This is a genomic window from Pseudomonas rosaeacicularis (genome assembly GCF_057128745.1).
In genome coordinates, this window is sequence record NZ_JBSKHT010000002.1 from 367987 (window position 1) to 385535 (window position 17549).

General features: G+C 56.7%; 14 protein-coding genes and 1 pseudogene. 9 read left to right on the forward strand and 6 right to left on the reverse strand.

What is annotated here, in order from left to right; translation table 11 throughout:
* Positions 1 to 13: 13 nt before the first annotated feature.
* A complete protein-coding gene (locus ACWKWM_RS04140) occupies positions 14 to 2557 on the reverse strand; it encodes an HWE histidine kinase domain-containing protein (RefSeq protein ID WP_483844889.1) in 2544 nt (847 codons plus the stop codon).
* 338 nt (positions 2558 to 2895) lie between these two features.
* Here ACWKWM_RS04140 and ACWKWM_RS04145 point away from each other — a divergent pair, with 338 nt between their 5' ends.
* On the forward strand, positions 2896 to 3417 hold the full coding sequence (locus tag ACWKWM_RS04145) for a cupin (protein ID WP_483844990.1): 522 nt from the start codon (positions 2896 to 2898) through the stop codon (positions 3415 to 3417).
* A gap of 73 nt (positions 3418 to 3490) precedes the next feature.
* On the opposite strand, the gene dmeF is transcribed toward ACWKWM_RS04145, so the two are convergent.
* Together dmeF and ACWKWM_RS04155 are read right to left on the reverse strand one after the other, a co-directional pair.
* Positions 3491 to 4429, reverse strand: coding sequence for a CDF family Co(II)/Ni(II) efflux transporter DmeF (dmeF, locus tag ACWKWM_RS04150; protein WP_483844890.1), 939 nt, complete (start codon positions 4427 to 4429; stop codon positions 3491 to 3493).
* A gap of 19 nt (positions 4430 to 4448) precedes the next feature.
* On the reverse strand, positions 4449 to 4724 hold the full coding sequence (locus ACWKWM_RS04155; protein ID WP_483844891.1) for a metal/formaldehyde-sensitive transcriptional repressor: 276 nt from the start codon (positions 4722 to 4724) through the stop codon (positions 4449 to 4451).
* 182 nt (positions 4725 to 4906) lie between these two features.
* Between ACWKWM_RS04155 and ACWKWM_RS04160 the strand changes: the two genes are divergently transcribed.
* Complete coding sequence (locus ACWKWM_RS04160) at positions 4907 to 5209, forward strand: DUF1883 domain-containing protein (RefSeq protein WP_483844892.1); 303 nt, start codon at positions 4907 to 4909, stop codon at positions 5207 to 5209.
* Positions 5210 to 5774: 565 nt separating this feature from the next.
* Positions 5775 to 6251, forward strand: coding sequence for a hypothetical protein (locus ACWKWM_RS04165; protein WP_483844997.1), 477 nt, complete (start codon positions 5775 to 5777; stop codon positions 6249 to 6251).
* Here ACWKWM_RS04165 and ACWKWM_RS04170 read toward each other — a convergent pair.
* Positions 6222 to 6368: pseudogene (locus ACWKWM_RS04170) on the reverse strand (IS5/IS1182 family transposase); the annotation flags it as partial. The gene ACWKWM_RS04165 and the pseudogene ACWKWM_RS04170 sit on opposite strands and share 30 nt — an antisense overlap.
* Before the next feature lie 407 nt (positions 6369 to 6775).
* On the opposite strand from ACWKWM_RS04170, the gene ACWKWM_RS04175 reads away from it, so the two are divergent.
* On the forward strand, positions 6776 to 8212 hold the full coding sequence (locus ACWKWM_RS04175) for a carotenoid oxygenase family protein (protein WP_483844893.1): 1437 nt from the start codon (positions 6776 to 6778) through the stop codon (positions 8210 to 8212).
* A 370-nt stretch (positions 8213 to 8582) separates the two neighbouring features.
* Here ACWKWM_RS04175 and ACWKWM_RS04180 read toward each other — a convergent pair whose 3' ends face one another.
* Entirely contained in the window at positions 8583 to 10058 is a 1476-nt protein-coding gene (locus ACWKWM_RS04180; RefSeq protein ID WP_483844894.1) for an aldehyde dehydrogenase family protein, read from the reverse strand.
* A gap of 32 nt (positions 10059 to 10090) precedes the next feature.
* On the reverse strand, positions 10091 to 11842 hold the full coding sequence (locus ACWKWM_RS04185; RefSeq protein ID WP_483844895.1) for an FUSC family protein: 1752 nt from the start codon (positions 11840 to 11842) through the stop codon (positions 10091 to 10093).
* Positions 11843 to 12044: 202 nt separating this feature from the next.
* On the opposite strand from ACWKWM_RS04185, the gene ACWKWM_RS04190 reads away from it, so the two are divergent.
* The 5 genes from ACWKWM_RS04190 to ACWKWM_RS04210 all read left to right on the forward strand — a co-directional run bounded on the left by ACWKWM_RS04190 (position 12045) and on the right by ACWKWM_RS04210 (position 17540).
* Positions 12045 to 12668 (forward strand): TetR/AcrR family transcriptional regulator, encoded by a 624-nt coding sequence (locus ACWKWM_RS04190; protein WP_483844896.1) that lies wholly within the window; start codon positions 12045 to 12047, stop codon positions 12666 to 12668.
* Between the two features lie 132 nt (positions 12669 to 12800).
* Positions 12801 to 14162, forward strand: a complete 1362-nt coding sequence (locus tag ACWKWM_RS04195) for an MFS transporter (RefSeq protein WP_483844897.1) — start codon at positions 12801 to 12803, stop codon at positions 14160 to 14162.
* A gap of 19 nt (positions 14163 to 14181) precedes the next feature.
* The gene (locus ACWKWM_RS04200; RefSeq protein ID WP_483844898.1) at positions 14182 to 15033 is read left to right on the forward strand and encodes a fumarylacetoacetate hydrolase family protein; all 852 of its coding nucleotides are present in this window, start codon (positions 14182 to 14184) and stop codon (positions 15031 to 15033) included.
* Between the two features lies 1 nt (position 15034).
* On the forward strand, positions 15035 to 15856 hold the full coding sequence (locus ACWKWM_RS04205) for an IclR family transcriptional regulator (protein ID WP_483844899.1): 822 nt from the start codon (positions 15035 to 15037) through the stop codon (positions 15854 to 15856).
* Positions 15857 to 15884: 28 nt separating this feature from the next.
* Positions 15885 to 17540 (forward strand): bifunctional 3-(3-hydroxy-phenyl)propionate/3-hydroxycinnamic acid hydroxylase, encoded by a 1656-nt coding sequence (locus tag ACWKWM_RS04210; protein ID WP_483844900.1) that lies wholly within the window; start codon positions 15885 to 15887, stop codon positions 17538 to 17540.
* The last annotated feature ends 9 nt before the right edge of the window (positions 17541 to 17549 follow it).

Consider the following 17549-nt stretch of genomic DNA (forward strand, 5'->3'; position numbering starts at 1 on the left):
CAGCGGCTATTTCTTACTGCCGATGAAGCAGGTTTTGCAGGTTCATGAGGATCGAGACACCGTCGTAGGGCTTGCGAACGACGGGTGCTCGTTTCAGGTGGTCGGGGATGGTAAAGCTATCACCGTAGCCCGTTGCGAAGAGGAAGGGGATGTTCAGCCGTGTCAGCTCTTCGGCAACCGCTATGGAGGTTCCAGTGCCCAGGTTGATATCCAGCACCGCAACATCGGGTTTCCTGACAGCGAGTAGCCGCATTGTTTCGGCTTCGGAGCCGGCCGTGATTACGTCTTCTATGTTCGCATTAAAAAGGATTTGCTCGAGCCCGACCGCAATGACCAGTTGGTCCTCGAGTATCAGCACGCAAGCGTCGGCTAAATTGCTGAAGTCCAGGCCGGGCAGGGCGTTCGTTGCTGTCGTGTGCGGGATCTCGACGGGGTCGGCGAGGGTAAGATGCTTTGCCGGGACCCTGAAGTGTCCCTGAAGGCCTTCGGGTAGATATTCAACCGCGCTCGTCCCGCCGAGGTCAAAGGGGATGCTCCGGTCGATCAGCACTGAGCCGAAGCCGGTGCGGCTTGGCGGGCTGACCGTTGGCCCGCCGCGTTCGCGCCATGCGATGCCGCAAGCCCCCCCGGCATCAATCGACCAACTGACTTCGAGCGCCCCGGCTGCCCGGGATAGCGCTCCGTACTTCGCAGCGTTGGTTGCCAATTCGTGAAGCACGAGCGCCATGACTGAGTAGGCGCGGGCATCGAGTACGACATTGGGTCCGGTCAGTTCAATGGCGTCGGCGCAGGTGCGATAGGGCGAAAGCTCGGCGTTGAGCAGGGCGCGCAGGCTTCCGCCGCCATCACCCCGTACGACCTGATCGTGCGCGAGCGAGAGCGCCTGAATGCGCCCCCTCAGCGTAGCCACGTAGCCGCTGAGGGTTTGTCCTTCCGTTGTGGGATGGGCTACAAGCGCTCCGATCAGGGCGAGGATGTTCTTGACCCTGTGATTGAGCTCTTCGTTGAGCATCCGCTGACGGACGTCCGCCTTGGAACGCTCCACGTTCAGAAGCTCGCTGTTATGCAGCACGACCTCGACAATCGCCACGCGTATGGCCTCACCGAACTGGCGATCCTGTTCAGTCCAGGGTAGCGATTGCTGACGCACGGTTTCTTTCCACACCGAAAAGCTCTTGCGGGGAGTCAGGCGGTCGCCCAGGGGACCGGTGTCGTAGGTCTTGTTTGGATCGCCGGCCCAGTCAAGGGTCTCGACCACTTCCTTGCGGAACAGGATCAGATAATCCCTGGGGTGCTGCGACATAGGGATGACCAGCACGCCTGAAACGTCTGCGGCGTAGTCCTGCGCGATGGCGTGCACCATTGAAAGACGGTTGGAAGCCCAGGTTCGGCCTTCGGTCATCCCCTCGACAAAACGCAGCAGCGCCGGGACGGCTATGTTAGCGGGCGTCAAGCCATCCGCCGCCCACTGGCCACCCAATGACATGCCGATGCCGTCGCACGGTATCAACGCCTTGAAGTCAGACATGCGAGAAAGCAGAAACTCTTCGATGTCCGTGGCCCGGTTTGCGTCTCGAAGCAGGGTGTCCAGCAGTTGCCGGGCATGCGCGCCAGCTTCCAGCTTCTGCCGGGCCCGTAAAGTCTCGATGTGCATCGACAGAAATTCGCCGAACATCTCAGCCGCGATCCGCTGCCCCATTGCCAGGGTCCTTGGTGAGTAATGGTGGCAAGCAATCAGCCCCCAAAGTGCTCCATCGACGATGATTGAGATCGACATCGAGGCGCCCACGCCCATGTTGCTCAGGTATTCACAGTGAATAGGCGAGACGCTGCGCAGATGGGCATAGGACAGGTCGATGGGCTCGCCCGACAGGTCCAGCACTGGCACGATGGGTACGGTTTCACCCTTGGCGTCCGAGATGATCCGTATGGGGTTGCGCAGGTACAGCGCCCGCGCCTGCTGGGGTATATCTGAAGAGGGGAAGTACTGGCCCTTAAAGCTTTCGAGATCCACGCGCTTGGCTTCAGCAACTACCTTGCCAGCGCCGTCAGCGCCCAGTTGATAGATCATGACCCGGTCATAGCCGAGCATCGCTCGCGCAAATCTGGCGGCATCCCGAAACAGCCTGTCGGTCTGGTCGATCTCCCGGACCTGGGCGATGAGGGTGCGCGCAAGTTCAATGGGTTCTGCAATGCTCAGACCACAACGCTCGAACTCGATGATAGCCATACCCTTGAACAGGTGGGCAGAAATATCGAATGTTTGCCCGGAGGCGAGCGTCACGCCGAACGTCAGGACCGGGCGAGACGCTTCCCTGGTGCGCGCCAGGGAGTTGCGTATGGTGTGGGCAAGTTCCTCGCCGAGAATCGATTCCAGTCGCTGACCGTTCAAATCGTTCGACGAACCCAGCATGTGCGGGGCGTTTGCGGAATGTCGCAAGACGATGCTGGCCGACGCGTCACAGGCCAGCAGGCAGCCGTGTGGCTGGATGCTGCCCGGAAGGTGGATCGCCTCGCGGTCACAGTTGGTCAGGTTAACGCGAGGTTCTGGAGTCATTAGCTCTGCCGGTTGACGAAAAGAGTGGCCGTCCTGATGACTGCCAAAGCATTCTCAATATAAAGGGACAGCTACAGCGGCAGTCTATCCGCAGACCCAGGCTTCGTCACGCTGACCAAGAGCGCTCGGTAGCGCCTCGCTGCCATCGCCAGGGCGAAATAACCGAGTAGTCTCAGGCGTGGATGAAGAATGGCTTGAGCACTGAAGCTGTCGCCACGCCCCGGCATCCGCCTCGTGCACATTTACTTTACCCGACGGGAGTTCGAACCATGCCGCTGGCCCGACGTCAGTTCAATACAATCACCTTGCTGAGCGTGCTCGGCGTTGGAGCATTGACCATGAAACAGACCTTAGCCGCGCCTGTCGTGCAGACACTGATGCTGAAGGCCAATGGCGGTATCCCTAACAATCCGACGCTGCCCGTCCTGATTTATCCCGCCGCGCTGGGAGTGACCGGCAGCGATCCGGCTTCGTTGTTCGAACGCACATTTGCCGACAACGGCTGGCCCCCGCAATGGCGCTACGGGGTGTTTACTTATCACCATTACCACACTCGCGGGCATGAAGTGCTAGGCGTTTATGCCGGCCATGCGCAATTGATGCTGGGTGGGCCAAACGGCCACGTGGTCGAAGTCAAGGCCGGGGATGTGTTGTTGCTGCCGGCGGGGACGGGGCATTGCAACCTCGGCTCCAGCGATGACTTCATGGTGGTCGGCGCCTATCCGCCGGGGCAGGAGGGCGATATCAATCGTGATCCGGCCACACCCGCGCAGATCGAACAGATAGCGCACCTACAGTTTCCCCACACTGATCCGGTATTGGGCGACAAGGGCGGGATAGTGGAGCACTGGCGCGTGTGATGATCGGAAAGCGGAAACGCGCCTTAGAGTGTGGACATAGGCGCACGCTAATCTACGGCGTGCGCCTGGCACATCAGGCGGTTCGAAACTCGACGGTCAGATGGCTGATTTCGTGAACAGGCTTGAGGCGTTCACGGATGCTCTCGGCGTTTACAGTGATTTGGCCAGTCACGCTGACGATAGCCGCATGGGCTTCTGGTCCAACCCGCCAGACATGCAAATCTGTAATCGTTGCGTCCCCGGACCGTTCAACCAGATCGCGAATTTCCTCGGCAACGTGCTCATCCGTTTGATCGAGCAGTACGCCGGAAGTGACGCTGATCAGGCTCCATGACCAGCGGGCGATGACGATCGCACCGACGATACCCATTACCGGATCAAGCCATACCCAACCCAGGTATTGACCGGCGAGCAATGCAACGATGGCCATTACGGATGTCAGCGCGTCGGCGATGACATGGACATAGGCCGACTTCAGGTTGTTATCGCTGCCGTGGTGGTGATGCGCGTGATCTGCGTGGTCGTGATCTGCATGGTCGTGACCATGGCTGTGTCCGTGGCCCAGGAGGAGGGCACTCACGATGTTGACCATCAACCCAACAACCGCGATCAGCGTGGCGGTGCCAAATTGCACCTGCGTTGGCTGCAAGAGGCGCATGACGGACTCGACACCGATGACCAGCGAAACCATCCCGAGAATCAGCGCTGATGCAAACCCGCCCAAGTCTCCAACCTTTCCGGTGCCAAAGCTGTACCGCTGGCTGGAAGCGTGGCGTTTGGCATAACCGTAAGCAGCCGCTGCGATGCCCAATGCGCCGGCATGGGTTGCCATATGGAAGCCATCGGCAAGGAGTGCCATTGAGCCGGTGATATAGCCCGCGGTGATCTCGCCAACCATCATGACCACCGTAAGCGCCACGACCCAAAGCGTGCGCCTGGCGTTTTCTTCGTGGGCAGAGCCGAGGAACACGTGGCTGTGCGTGTGATCGATATTGCTGTGGGGCGTGCTCATGAACCTGTACCTGTCGTCATTACTTGGAATAGCGGCGGATGGCTTCGAGAAGCTCTTCGACACCCTTGCTGCGCTCATCTTCGCTAAGCGCGGGATTGGCTACATGCTCGCGGGCGTGTTCTTCGATGATTTCTTCCATCAGTCCATTGATTGCTCCACGGGTAGCCGCTACGAGGTGCAATGTTTTAGCGCAGTCCAGATCCGATTCCAGCGCCCGCTCAACGGCCTGGATTTGTCCGGCGATGCGTTTTACGCGGTTCAGAAGGCTGTCTTTGTTGGAAGATATGTGACCCACGGGATACTCCTTCGACCTGTGTCGGAGGCATCATAGGGGTACCCCCTATACCTATGCAAGGGCTGGTCGGCACTGGATCATTCGGTAGCGCGAATTTCGAGCAAAGGTGGATCTCAACTGTTGGTCCGCCTATGACCGGCTGTACCATCATCACCCCAGCATCTAAGCCGTTCGAGACTTGTATGAAATTCATTCACCAGCGCGAGCACTTGAACGAAGGTGACATCGTCATCATCGAGTGTTCGAACGCCTGCAACATACGCCTGATGACCGACGCCAGTTTTCGCAGTTTCAAGAACGCTGGGCGTCACGTCTATCACGGCGGTGCCTTCGAGAAGTTCCCGGCCAAAATCGTCGTGCCCAGCAGTGGCTTCTGGAATATCACGCTTGATACGGTGACTCGCAGGCCGATCAGCGTGACGCGCAAACCCAATCTCAAGTACACGATCAAGATTGTCCGACGCTCAAGTGGCAGACCCGTTTAGGCGCCAGCCCATTGGCTGGCAAATTCTTGTGAGCCAAAGCGGCGCCGAGCGAAACGCTGCAAGAGCGGTTGAGGTCGTGACACAACAGATCGACAGATCGACGCACGATGAAGGTTGATTGTCTGTGTTCAAACATAATCGCGAGCGGGTTGGAATTGATGCCGAGGCGCTGATCAATGACCTGGAGCACGATCGGATTTGTTCGGCGCAAACCGCCTGGCACTATAACTCTACTAAACGGGCATTTAATTGAGCTGGGAATGTGGCCCGCAGGAATAAGTCAAGGTTCGCATAACGTATATTATGTTAAATCATGTGTCAGAGTGGTCTATCTGCTGGGTCGCCATTTTCCCTAACCCCCCTTGCACGTCTCGAAATTCCGAACTAATTCAGATTCTTTCACCCCTCGGACTACCTATATTCTGCAAATTAGAAACTTTAGTACGCAATTTCTGTAATTTCCAAACTTTTGATTTGCTGATCACACCCCACCGGATGGTCTAAGCTTTGCTGTATTGGCCAATCATTTGCCTTTCATGCTGCTTCCCAGTCGTGAGACCAGTTGATGCAGAACACCTTATCGCTTGCCGCTGAAAAGAATGCTACACGCATGAATCTCCGCCATTACCGAGAGGCTTGGGGTGGAGATTTGCCAGCGTCTGTGTACACGTTAAAACGGTACATCTTGGCTATGGCCGGCTTAGTTGACGTTAAGTTAATCCGATCTCGCGTCAACGCCGTTTCTAAATGGCACCGTGACAACGCCCAACCGGATCCGGGAGCAGACGTGGCCGTACGAGCGATTCTGCGTGGGGTAGTCAAAGTTCATCGTCGTGATTATGCGCCAGTAGAAGACGTAAAGACGATTACGTTCGGACACCTTGAAAAGATTTGCCACGAACTTGAGGTTCATCCTAAATCGCGCCAAAATTACACCTCTAGGTGCCTGAGTATGCATCGGAACCAAGCACTTTTCTTATTGGGTTTCTGGGCAGTTTTAGTGATAAGCATCATTCCGGATTTTTTTCATGCGCCGCGTTAGTTTGGCTCTGGTGAAGTTTCGGTCACTGTTATTCACCGACTTAAAATTGCTGCCGTCGACAGCAAACAGGCTTTCCGAAAAAAGACTCAACCCCCGACACAGCACAACAAACTCCCGCAAAAACCTAGGTTACGTCTGAACGTCAGAGTGAGCTTCCGTAGTTTTCAGGTTGGTTGTTTTTGAGCTATAAAAATTAAGCCCCAGGATCAAGCAAGCAAATTACCTATCTACTTTTAAAAAATTCTCTGATATCAAAACTTTACATCTTTGCGAGCACGAAGAATTTAGGGTTGCTTATCAATATCCACTTATTCCCCAACTACCTTATAGGAATAACGACATCTGGCGTAGCGCTTCAGTAACAATTTCTCCCGCAGGACAGCACCACGACCCACAAGGTTCAAAAGAATATTTTTCTGTATCCCAGTACCAAGACCCAAAGGGAATTTGTACCCCTGACCCGCAGACACTCACAATACGAATGGATAAGTTATAAAAACCATTAACGATTGTGGATATCAAACATGTGGAAAAACAGCAGCCCATTCTTGAAAGGGATTCGACAGCCGTTGACCGGTGAAATGATCGTCGATGACCTTCGCATCGAAGGCGATGTCCCTAAAGAACTTGAAGGTGTCCTATTCCGAACCGGTTCAAATCAGCGTTGGCAGCCAGTACGCCCTGATCGATATCACTGGTTCGACGGAGATGGAATGGTCCATGCTTTTTACATCAGCAACGGTGCCGTCAGCTACCGCAATAAATGGGTGCGTACAGAGGGATTCAAAACAGAAGATGTAGCCGGAAAATCACTTTATAACGGTATTTATGGGTCCTACGACGTCGCGCAGCCGCGACATGAGAACGGTGAACCCGTTATAAAGCAGGTCGCTAACGTGAATGTTGTTGAAATTGACGGACGCGTGCTGGCGACGCAAGAAGCCGGCAGACATTATTACGAGCTTGATCGCACGACCTTGGAAACTATCGGCACCTTCGACTTTCATGGAGGAATCCATGCGCCGGTAACGGCCCATATTCACACGGACGCGATACATAATCAGCTGATGTTCTACACCGTCGAACCTGAGAGCCGACGGTTTGTCTGTGCAATGTCCGACAGGCAAGGCAATATTTTGAAGCAACACGTCATTGATCTCGATGCCCCGGCATATATACATGACTTCATGTTTACCGAAAACTACTTCGTTTTCTTTTTTGGGCCTATCAACTGGAAACCCGAATCACCCGACCGAGTGCCAGAAGGCAAGTCCGCCTGGACATTTGATCCTGAGCTGGGCAACCGAACCTTAGTGGTCCATCGACAAACCGGTGTGACTACCTGGCTCACAGATGAAGCCTACCAAACCACGCACTTCGTTAACGGTTATGAAGAAGATGGCAAAATAATCGTAGACGGGTGCGTCAGTAACTTGGTGTTTACTGATGATATAAAAGTCGAGAATTTTTTCCCGTTTCCTTTTCCTGACGTGGGGCGCTCTCCATTCACACCGCCCATGCTGTACCGGTGGACCCTGGATCTGGATGCGGGTCAAATGACGCGAGCACGGATCGGCGATTTTTCCGTCGAATTCCCAAGAATCAATGAAAAACTACTGGGTGCGAAGCACCAATACGGCTACTTTGCCGGTGTACACCAACCCAAAAGCGATAGTCATGACTTCAATTGCCTGATCAAGCATGATTTCTTTTCAGGCAAAACCGAGTACCAGACACTGGAAAATGACAGGGACGTGTCCCCCGCCGAGCCAATATTTGTGGCCAAACCTAATGCGGTGAGTGAAGACGATGGTTGGTTGCTGGTCGTATGGTGGGATCCGCAGACAAACAAAAGCGAATTGGCGATCCACGATGCAAGTGACTTCGAAGCCGCGCCGTTGGCACGAGTAAAGATGGATCATCACATACCGCTGGGCTTTCATGGGAACTGGATCCCGTAACCTGACAGCGAAGTTCATGCCACGTGCTTTGGCATGCGTAACGCATCAATGGCTGCCCTGCAGATCACATAGCGCTGCAGGGCAGTCTTTCGATAATGCCGGGCATCTTTAGGGAGAGTGGCGACCGCCTGACTTCGGCCAAAAGCGATTATCGACTCAGAGAAATCGGCTGCCCCCCACAAACTATATCCCCTGCATCGCTTATCACTGAAATAGCGAAATCAGACTGGCTCGCCCTCCATGTCAGAAAACACAAAACTCTAACGATGGTCTGCCATTCGTTTGCCCTTGAGATGCAACAATCTCGCGCCCTCAGGACGCGAGATTCGCCTTTGCGGCATCGTCGGCGAGCGCCGATCAGCAGCCTCTACTAGAAGGGATAGGCACGTGGTTTATGCTGAACCGAAATCCAGTGGTCGCTGGTCAGTTCAGCAATTATCCACTCGCTGTTGAATCGCCCGATACCACTGTTCTTCTCGCCGCCAAACATGTTGTTAGAGTCATCGTTCACCGAAATATCGTTGATGTGCGTCATGCCCGCTTCAATTTGCTGAGCGAAACGCAAGCCTCGTCCTTCATCCTTGGTGAACACAGCGGAAGACAGGCCGAACTCTGTCTGATTGGCCAGTTCAAGGGCATGGGCCTCATCACGGGCGGTAATGATCGGCGCAACGGGACAAAACTGCTCGGCTTGAGCCAAGTCACTCATATTGTCTACATTCACAAAGACATGGGGAGGCAGTACCTGCCCGCTCGCTGGCCCGCCCAGAATCATCTCGATCCCTTGTGCCTGCGCCGCTTCGATGCGGGCCACGGCCCCTTCCAATTGGCGGCGGTTGATCAATGGACCGATGACGGTGTCGGCAAGATCAGGATCGCCCACTTTAAGCTGACGAACACGGGCCACGAACGCTTCGACAAAATTCTTTTGCAGGGAGGCATCGACGATGATCCGGTTAGTGCTCATGCAGATCTGGCCCTGATGCAGGAAGCGACCTACCACTGCAGCGTGAACCGCAAGTTCCAGGTCGGCATCGTCGAGCACGACGCACGGCGCATTTCCGCCCAACTCCAGCCCGACACGCTTGAGCGTTGGCCCGGTCACGGCCAGCGAACCGATGTGGCGCCCTACCCGCGTCGATCCGGTGAACGAGATGAACTTGGGTATGGGGTGCAGCGTAAAGGCGTCTCCCAGATCAGCCACATCACCGACTACCACATTCAAAATGCCCGGTGGAAAGCCAGCTTCTTCGTAAAGTTTGGCCAGCAGCAGCCCACCGGTTACCGGCGTATCGTCTGCGGGTTTGACCACAACCGCATTGCCCAACGCCACAGCAGGCGCGATGGAGCGGTTGGATAAATGCATGGGCCAGTTCCAAGGACTGATAACCCCAACCACACCCAGCGGCTTGCGATAAACCCGGCTTTCTTTATCAGCGGTGTCGATGGGTAGAATCCGCCCGACCACGCGTGTTGCCATCGACGATGCGGTGATCAGGGTCGACCGTACTGCGGCCCATTCCATATGCGCCTTGGTGCGGGTACTTCCGGATTCGCGGATCAGCCAATCGACGACTTCGGCCTGCCTGGCGTCCAGGATGCTGACCGCTTTCATGAACAACGCAGCTCGTTCGCTGGGCAATGTTCGCGCCCACTCCTTCTGTGCAACAGCTGCAGCCTGGTACGCCTGATCAAGATCGGAGGCGTCGCCCAGCGAAATTTCAGTGATCAACGCATTGTCGTAAGGGTTGCGATTATCGAGTGTCTTGCGGGTGCTCCCTGAACGCCAGGCGCCAGCGATGTATTGGCCGGTGAAGTTTTGCCAAGGTGTTGGATGGTCAGACATGGACGTTCTCCAGTTGGATCAAGGTGGGTTAACTACAGTCGCGTCGTGTTAATCAGCTTGGCAGCCGCACTTAGCGCAGAGGGGTGATCGTGTTCGCCGCATTGCCCGTCTTCGGTATTCCGGCCCGAGATGAACTGTGCAACGGCTGCACATTCAAGGGTCGCGACAAGCAATGCAGAAGCCTGTTTTTCGATGCTGATCAGCTTGCCGACGAGCATCCTGATACGGGAATACAAAGCGCTGCGGACAGCGCCGTCAGGCGATACCGACAGCCTGATCGACGCCTGCGCGATTCGCCGGGCCAAGCGGCGGCGCTCTCTCTTCCTGGACGACGGTACAAGCCACCGATACGTAAAGACCGCCGTGTACACGCCCCCCAGAATCGCCGCTGCCTGCAACGCCGAGTGCAGAAAATCGGTGTCCGTGTGCAGGCCAGGTTGTGCAATCAAAAGAAAGGTCATATTCAGGTCGATCGCCATTTTTGCAGTGGCCGGCCGGGCCATCAGCAATGCACCTGCTAGCAAAAAAGGTGCGATGACACCGGCCAATTCCCAAGTGTCAGTGACCTGAGGCAGCAGCCAGAATCTGCATGCCAGGCCAAGCAGTGCTCCCGCGGCAGAGCCGGCCAGCACATCTTTAAGTGCCAGATCAGGCTGGTTGTGGCTGGAAAACAGCGAGGCGAACAAGACGGCGGTCATCACCATGATCGGACCATCGGACCAATCCAGAACCCACCACAGCGCGCTGGAAATACCCATCGCGATCAAGGGACGAAGCGCGGCAGACCAGACTGCGAAGCCGTCTTGCTGTCTCAACATTGTCCACAGTCCGACAGAACGGGAGCGCGGTCTGGCCTGGGTCAACGCAGCAGAGATGCACTGCAAACGCGACACGAGCACCCTCCCCGCCAGGGTCTGGCGATCACTCATGTCCAACTCGGCTATCAATGCCTCGACTGCCGGGACGGCAGGCGCTGCAAGGTGTGTGATCGAAAGATCCGGATAGGCTGAGCGCCAATCCTGAGCTTCAATACTCCTGCTCCAAATGAGCAGGTCGATGACTGCATCAATGACCTCGCGCGCGCGCCGAGCTTCTCGGCGCGCGAGCTGAGTCCCCCCCGCCAACTGATCACTTGCAGTCGTCAGACCCGCGATATCTTCGAGCAAACCGCTCAGACGCTGCTCCGGCGAGGACTGCGGGCCCATAGCGGGTGTAAGGCAATAGGACACGCTCGCCAGCACCAGTGCATCGACCCGGGTGCGCAAGCCTTCCTGAGCGGGCGACTTGTCCGTAAACGCCCATGAGAAAAGGCCGGAGGCCAGAACGCCGATGACCGTGCCGTACACGCGACCAAGAGCCAGGTCCACGTCGAACACCGGGGCCATGATCCCGAAAAGCGCTACGATCGTAGCGGTGTACCCCGCCAGGACGAATCCATAATTTCTGAAGTGTCGAAAGAAGTTGCCGACGCCTGCGCACGCCGCTACCCAGAGCGCCAACGCTAGCATCAGCCAGAGGTGTTCGTTGAAGAACCCCGCCAGTATCAACCCGCCGGCCAATGCGCCCCCGACCGTACCGATCAGTCTGGCACCAATGCGCTCGAGCAAAAGACCCCGCGTCGGTTGAGCCACCAGCCAGACTGTCATGGCCGCCCACCATGGGTGATGAAGCTCGAACATTTGCGCAATGACCAGCGCGGTAAGTGCAGCCGCCGTGGTGTGGAGGCTGAAAATCAGCCGCGCGGATGACGGCCCGGTAACTCTCGCAAACCAAAGGCCCGTCATCGGATACCCCTGCCCTTCACGGTGTGCTTCATGGCTGGCCGCGTACCCCCGAAAATGACCCTGAGCATGGCGCTCCAAAGCGGCTGAGAAGAGTGCTGAACGCCGCTTTATAAATGTACTGTGCTGTTCATTTATAAAGTGAGTTTACGAGGGGCGTCAAGTTAAATGTACAATGCTGCCCATTTATAGGGACGAACGGATCATGCGTGTAAAAACCGAAAAGCGCCGCCGCGCCATCATCGATATCGCGGGGAAATTATTCCTCGAACATGGCTACGCGGCGGTGTCCATGGCCGCTATTTCCTCGCAGGTTGGCGGGTCCAGAGTGACGCTTTATAACTACTTCGCGACCAAGGAATTGCTGTTTGAGGCCTGCGTCATCGCTGCAGGCGAGGATGTCTGCGAAGGCCTGCTCGACCTGCCAGAGCCGGGTGAGGACATTGAAAAGACGTTGATTGCGCTAGGCCATAACTTGCTTCGCCTGTCGCTCAAACCCGAGATCCTCGCGGTGCATCGCCTCATCATCGCCGAGGCCCTGCGTACACCTGAACTCAGCCGTATTTTCTACGGCAACGGACCAGGCAGAACGTTGCTCGACCTTATGGCCGTGATGGCGACCGCAATGGAGCGCAAGCAAATCAAAAACGGCGATACACTCAGGTGCGCCCTGCATTTCAAAGCGTTGTGTGAGGCCGGGCTAGTGGAGCATCAACTCTGGAATATCGTGAGCCCTTTGGCGGCAGATCAGATCGATAAAACCATCATCGACGCCGTCGCCGTCTTCCTTAGCGCCTACCGGCCCACACAAAACAGGCCCGCAAAATAACCTAATATTCCTGCAATTTGGGATTTGTTTATAATTCCTGCTTTACAGGATTTTCAGAAGGGCATAGATTTGATTTCAGTCACCGGGCACTTGCTTGCCCAACGACAATAAAAACAATACGAGGCGTGCGCCATGCATGAACCCACTACCAGCAATGCCCTTGCTGATGTCATCGACAGCCGTCCTGTCAGCCGATTGCAGATCGAAGTCCTTGTCCTATGCGTGTTAGTCGCCGTCCTCGACGGCTTTGATACACAGATTGTCGGATTTCTGGTCACCGCCATGTCTGCCACGCTTAACGTGGCACCCCAGGCATTCGCTCCGGTGTTTGCCGCAGGTCTTTTTGGCTTGATGCTGGGAGCGTTGCTGCTGGCGCCCGCGGCAGACCGACTGGGACGCAAAAAAATCCTGGTTGTCTCCATCCTGCTGTTTGGCTGCTTTGCTCTGCTGACTGCGTTCGTGACCAGCATCGAGCAGTTGTTCGTGGTCCGTCTGATTACCGGCATCGGCCTGGGCGGCGCCATTCCTAACCTGGTGGCATTGACCGCCGAGTACAGTCCCCTTCGCTATGCTCGCAGCGCCGTCACACTGCTGTTCTGCGGTATGCCGCTGGGCGCGATGATCGCCGGCCTGAGCGTTGATCAATGGCTGCCCACTACCGGATGGCAAAATCTGTTCCTTATAGGGGGAGCCCTTCCGCTGGCCGTTGCGGGCGCTGTTGCCTGGCGCCTGCCCGAGTCAGTCGAGTTTCTCAGCCGTAACGCCAGAAACACTGAGGAACTAACGTCAATCATCAAGCGACTTGCCCCTGACCTGCACACCTTGCCGTCAGGCCTGGATAGCGGACGCTCGGTGCAAAGGTCGAATACGTCCATCAGCCGACTGTTCACCTCGGGTGTCTGGCGCCGCACCCTTCTGCTGTGGCTCCCCTACGCCATGAACCTGTTGATTCTCTACTTCATCATGAGCTGGATCCCGACGGTACTGGTCGCATCCCATGCACCGCTGAGTACAGGCATCCGCGCGATCATTCTCTTCAGTCTGGGTGGGGTCATCGGCTCGGTCGTTCAGGGCTGGATGATGAATCGCTGGGGCTCGATCAACGTTCTGACCAGCGAATTCGCAGGCTACCTGGCCATCGTTCTGCTGCTCAACCAGCTGCCGATCACGCTCTATTCGTTTCTTCCCGCCATGCTGGTTTTGGGCATCCTGGTGCAAGGCGCACAAGCAGGTCTCAACGCGCTGGCGGCCGAGCTGTACCCGCAGGAAATTCGCTCGACCGGAGTGGGCTGGGCACTGGGTGTCGGCCGCATCGGCTCGATATGCGGCCCGGTTTGCGGAGGCTTGATGCTCGCGGCCGGTTGGGCTCTGACAGATATTCTCGGCGCCGCACTGATACCGGGTTTGATCGCACTGTTCGCCATTAGCCTGTTGCGTCTTGACCCCTCCAGCAAGCGGCCGATCGCTCCTCTTCCAGCCGCTCCTAACCGTTAATTCAATCAGAGGCATATCCATGAAAATCGCTAGCTTCGTTTATCAGAACCGCGCCACTTACGGCATCGTCCAGGGCGACCGGATCATCGATCTGGAATCACTGAAATCACAACTGGGTAGCGACCTCAAAGAGGCCATTTCCCGCAACCGACTGAGCGAGCTCGACGCCGAAGCACTGGCAGATCTACCGCGCATTGCGCTTGATGAGATCACCTTCCTGCCGGTCATTGCCAACCCGGGCAAAGTGCTTTGCATTGGCATCAACTACGCCACCCATGTGCGCGAAACAGGCCGGGACATGCCGACCTATCCGATGATCTTCACGCGGTTTGCCGACAGCCAGACGGCGCACCTGCAACCGATCGTTCGCCCCAAGGTTTCCCATAAGCTGGACTTTGAGGGGGAGTTGGCAGTTGTCATCGGTAAAACCGCCCGGCATGTAAAGCAAGAAGAGGCGCTGGATTACGTCGCAGGTTATGCCTGCTACAACGATGGCAGCGTGCGTGACTGGCAGAAGCACACCATTCAGTTCGTGCCTGGCAAGAACTTCCCGGCCACCGGCGGGTTTGGGCCATGGCTGGTGACTAGCGACGAAATCGGTGACCCCCAGAACCTTGAGCTCACCACGCGCCTGAACGGTGAAGTGATGCAGCACACCCGTACCAGCGACATGATTTTCGACGTACGTAAGTTGATCGAATACTGCACCGCCTTTACCGAACTGGCACCCGGCGATGTCATCGTCAGCGGCACCACCGGCGGCGTTGGCGCCTTTCGCGAACCGCCCGTCTGGATGAAACCAGGAGATGTTGTCGAAATCGAGATCGAGCACATCGGCGTTCTGCGCAACAGCATCGTGGACGAGCACTGATATGCACCGACCGCTCGATTCTGAAGAAGCACCTGAAGAGTTCGCTGAAAGCAAAGGCTCAAGTCTTGAGCGAATGCTGCGGATCCTGGATTTGTTTACCGAACTCCACCCGATCTGGACGGTGGATGGCATGGGCAGTGAGCTGGGGTTCACTCGCTCCTCGGCCTACCGCTACGTTCGTGAGCTGACTGACGCAAACCTGCTGTTTCAGGTAGAAGCCGGACGCTACGCGCTCGGCGCGAGAATCATTACCTGGGACCGTCAGTTGCGCGTCAGTGATCCACTGGTGCGTGCTGCCCATTCACTGGAATCGACCTTTCCGCAATGGGGTTCAGAACAGGTGTGGCTGGTGTGCCGGCTGTTCAAGGATCAAGTGGTCTGCATTCACCAAACGGGCAACATGGCCAGCCAGGTGAGTTATTCCCGCGGCTCGCCAAGGCCCCTGTTCATGGGGGCTACTTCCAAGGCCATCCTCGCCAACATGGGCTCACGGCAGCAGAGCCAGCTGTTTCTGGAAAACCCGGACGAGGTCCAGACGTGCAACTTGGGCAAGACATGGGAGCAGTTCCGGCGCTCGCTTCAACGGCTGCGCCGTCAGGGCTATGTGATCAGCACCCGCGAAGTGGACGAAGACGTATTCGGTCTGGCAGCCCCCATTTTTGATGGCGAGGGCAAGGTCGTGGGCAGCATCAGCTGTGTGCGACCTGCTGCGCAACACGACAGCGCATTGGATGAAACACACGGCCTGCAAATACTCACGTTAGCCGACAATCTTTCTCAGCTCATGGCAGCACTGGCCCACAGACCTGAAAAACTGGACTGACCACCACGCTGCTCAGGAGGGAATAATAATGACAACCCTTTCACCCATAGACACCGATGTACTGATTATCGGCGCCGGCCCCACGGGCCTGACTTTGGCCAACCTGTTGGGGCAGGCTGGCATTCGCACCACCATCGTCGATCGCAAGGCCGGGACGGTCACTGAACCGCGTGCGGTTTCGATCGATGACGAATCGCTGCGTACCATGCAGGCGGCCGGGCTTGATGAAGCGGTGCTGGCCGATGTGGTCAAAGGTTATGGCGTTCACTACTTCGATAAGCCCGGGGGGCATTGCTTCGGCAAGGTCGAGCCGGTCGGCAAGCTGTTTGGCTTTCCCAAGCGTAACGCCTTCCGCCAGCCCCTGTTCGAGCGCACGCTGCAGCACGGGATGAAACGCTTCGCCAGCCTGGCGCCGCTGTTCTGCCATGAGCTGATCGACTTTACACAGGACGACCAGGGCGTCACCGCACGGCTGAGTAATGAGGCCGGTGAAAACCTCAGCGTACGGGCTCAATACATGGTTGCGTGCGACGGCGGCAGAAGCCCGGTGCGTAAGCAGCTGGGCATAGAAATGGTGGGTTCCAGTTTCAAATCACGCTGGCTGGTGGTGGACCTGGATCAGGACGACGATCCGTTCTGGCAGACTCGTGTTTATTGCGATGCACAACGGCCGATCGTAGAAGTCCCAGGCCCTCACCAGACCCGTCGTTTTGAGTTCATGCTCAAACCTGACGAAACGGACGAGCAAATGCTCAGCGACGCCAGCCTTCGCGATTTGCTGCGTCCGCTTAGAGGTGACAAGCCATTCTCGCTGGTCCGCAAGATCGTTTACACCTTCCACGCCCGCGTGGCATCGAGCTGGCAGAACGGGCGGGTTTTCCTGGCCGGCGATGCTGCGCACCTGACCCCTCCCTATGCAGGGCAAGGCATGAACAGCGGCGTGCGCGATGCCCATAACATCGGCTGGAAGCTCATCTCTGTGCTCAAGGGCCAGATAGCCCCTGGCGCGTTGAACAGCTATGAGCAAGAGCGCCGAGACCATGCCTGGGCGCTGATCAAGCTGGCCTTGAACCTGGGCGTGGTGATGGCACCCGTGTCGGCACTGCGCGCCAGAATCATCAGCCATACGTTCCGACTCATTGGCCTGGTTCCGCCGTTGCGCGACTATTTCCTGCAGATGAAATTCAAGCCCAAACCGCGTTTCACACAAGGGCTGGTGTTGACCAAAGGCAAGGCAGGCAATCTTAACGCCGGCACGATGTTCCCCCAGCCAACGCTCTTCGATGCCGGCGGCAACGCTCGGCTGCTTGACGAATACATCGGCCCTGGATTCGCACTGATCCAGTACGGCGATATGCGCCGCGAGCGCATTGATCAATTGCAACACCCGCTCTGGGATCATCTGGAGGCCAGGCGCATCGTCATCATTGAACGCGACGCGTCAATCCCGGAACCGGTGCCAGGCGTGCAGATCCTTCACGACCGCCACGGCGAACTTCAGGCGATGCTGGGTGAAGCCAACGCCTTTGTACTGCTGCGCCCTGACCGTTACGTGGCGGCGATTTTTACCCAGTCAGACGAAACCCGAACAGCACTGGAGCTACAGGCTGTGATGGGTATCACGCAGATGTCGCGAGCGACCGAAAACTCTGCTCAAACCTATTCCATTCCTGTGACCCTTTGATCGCGGAGC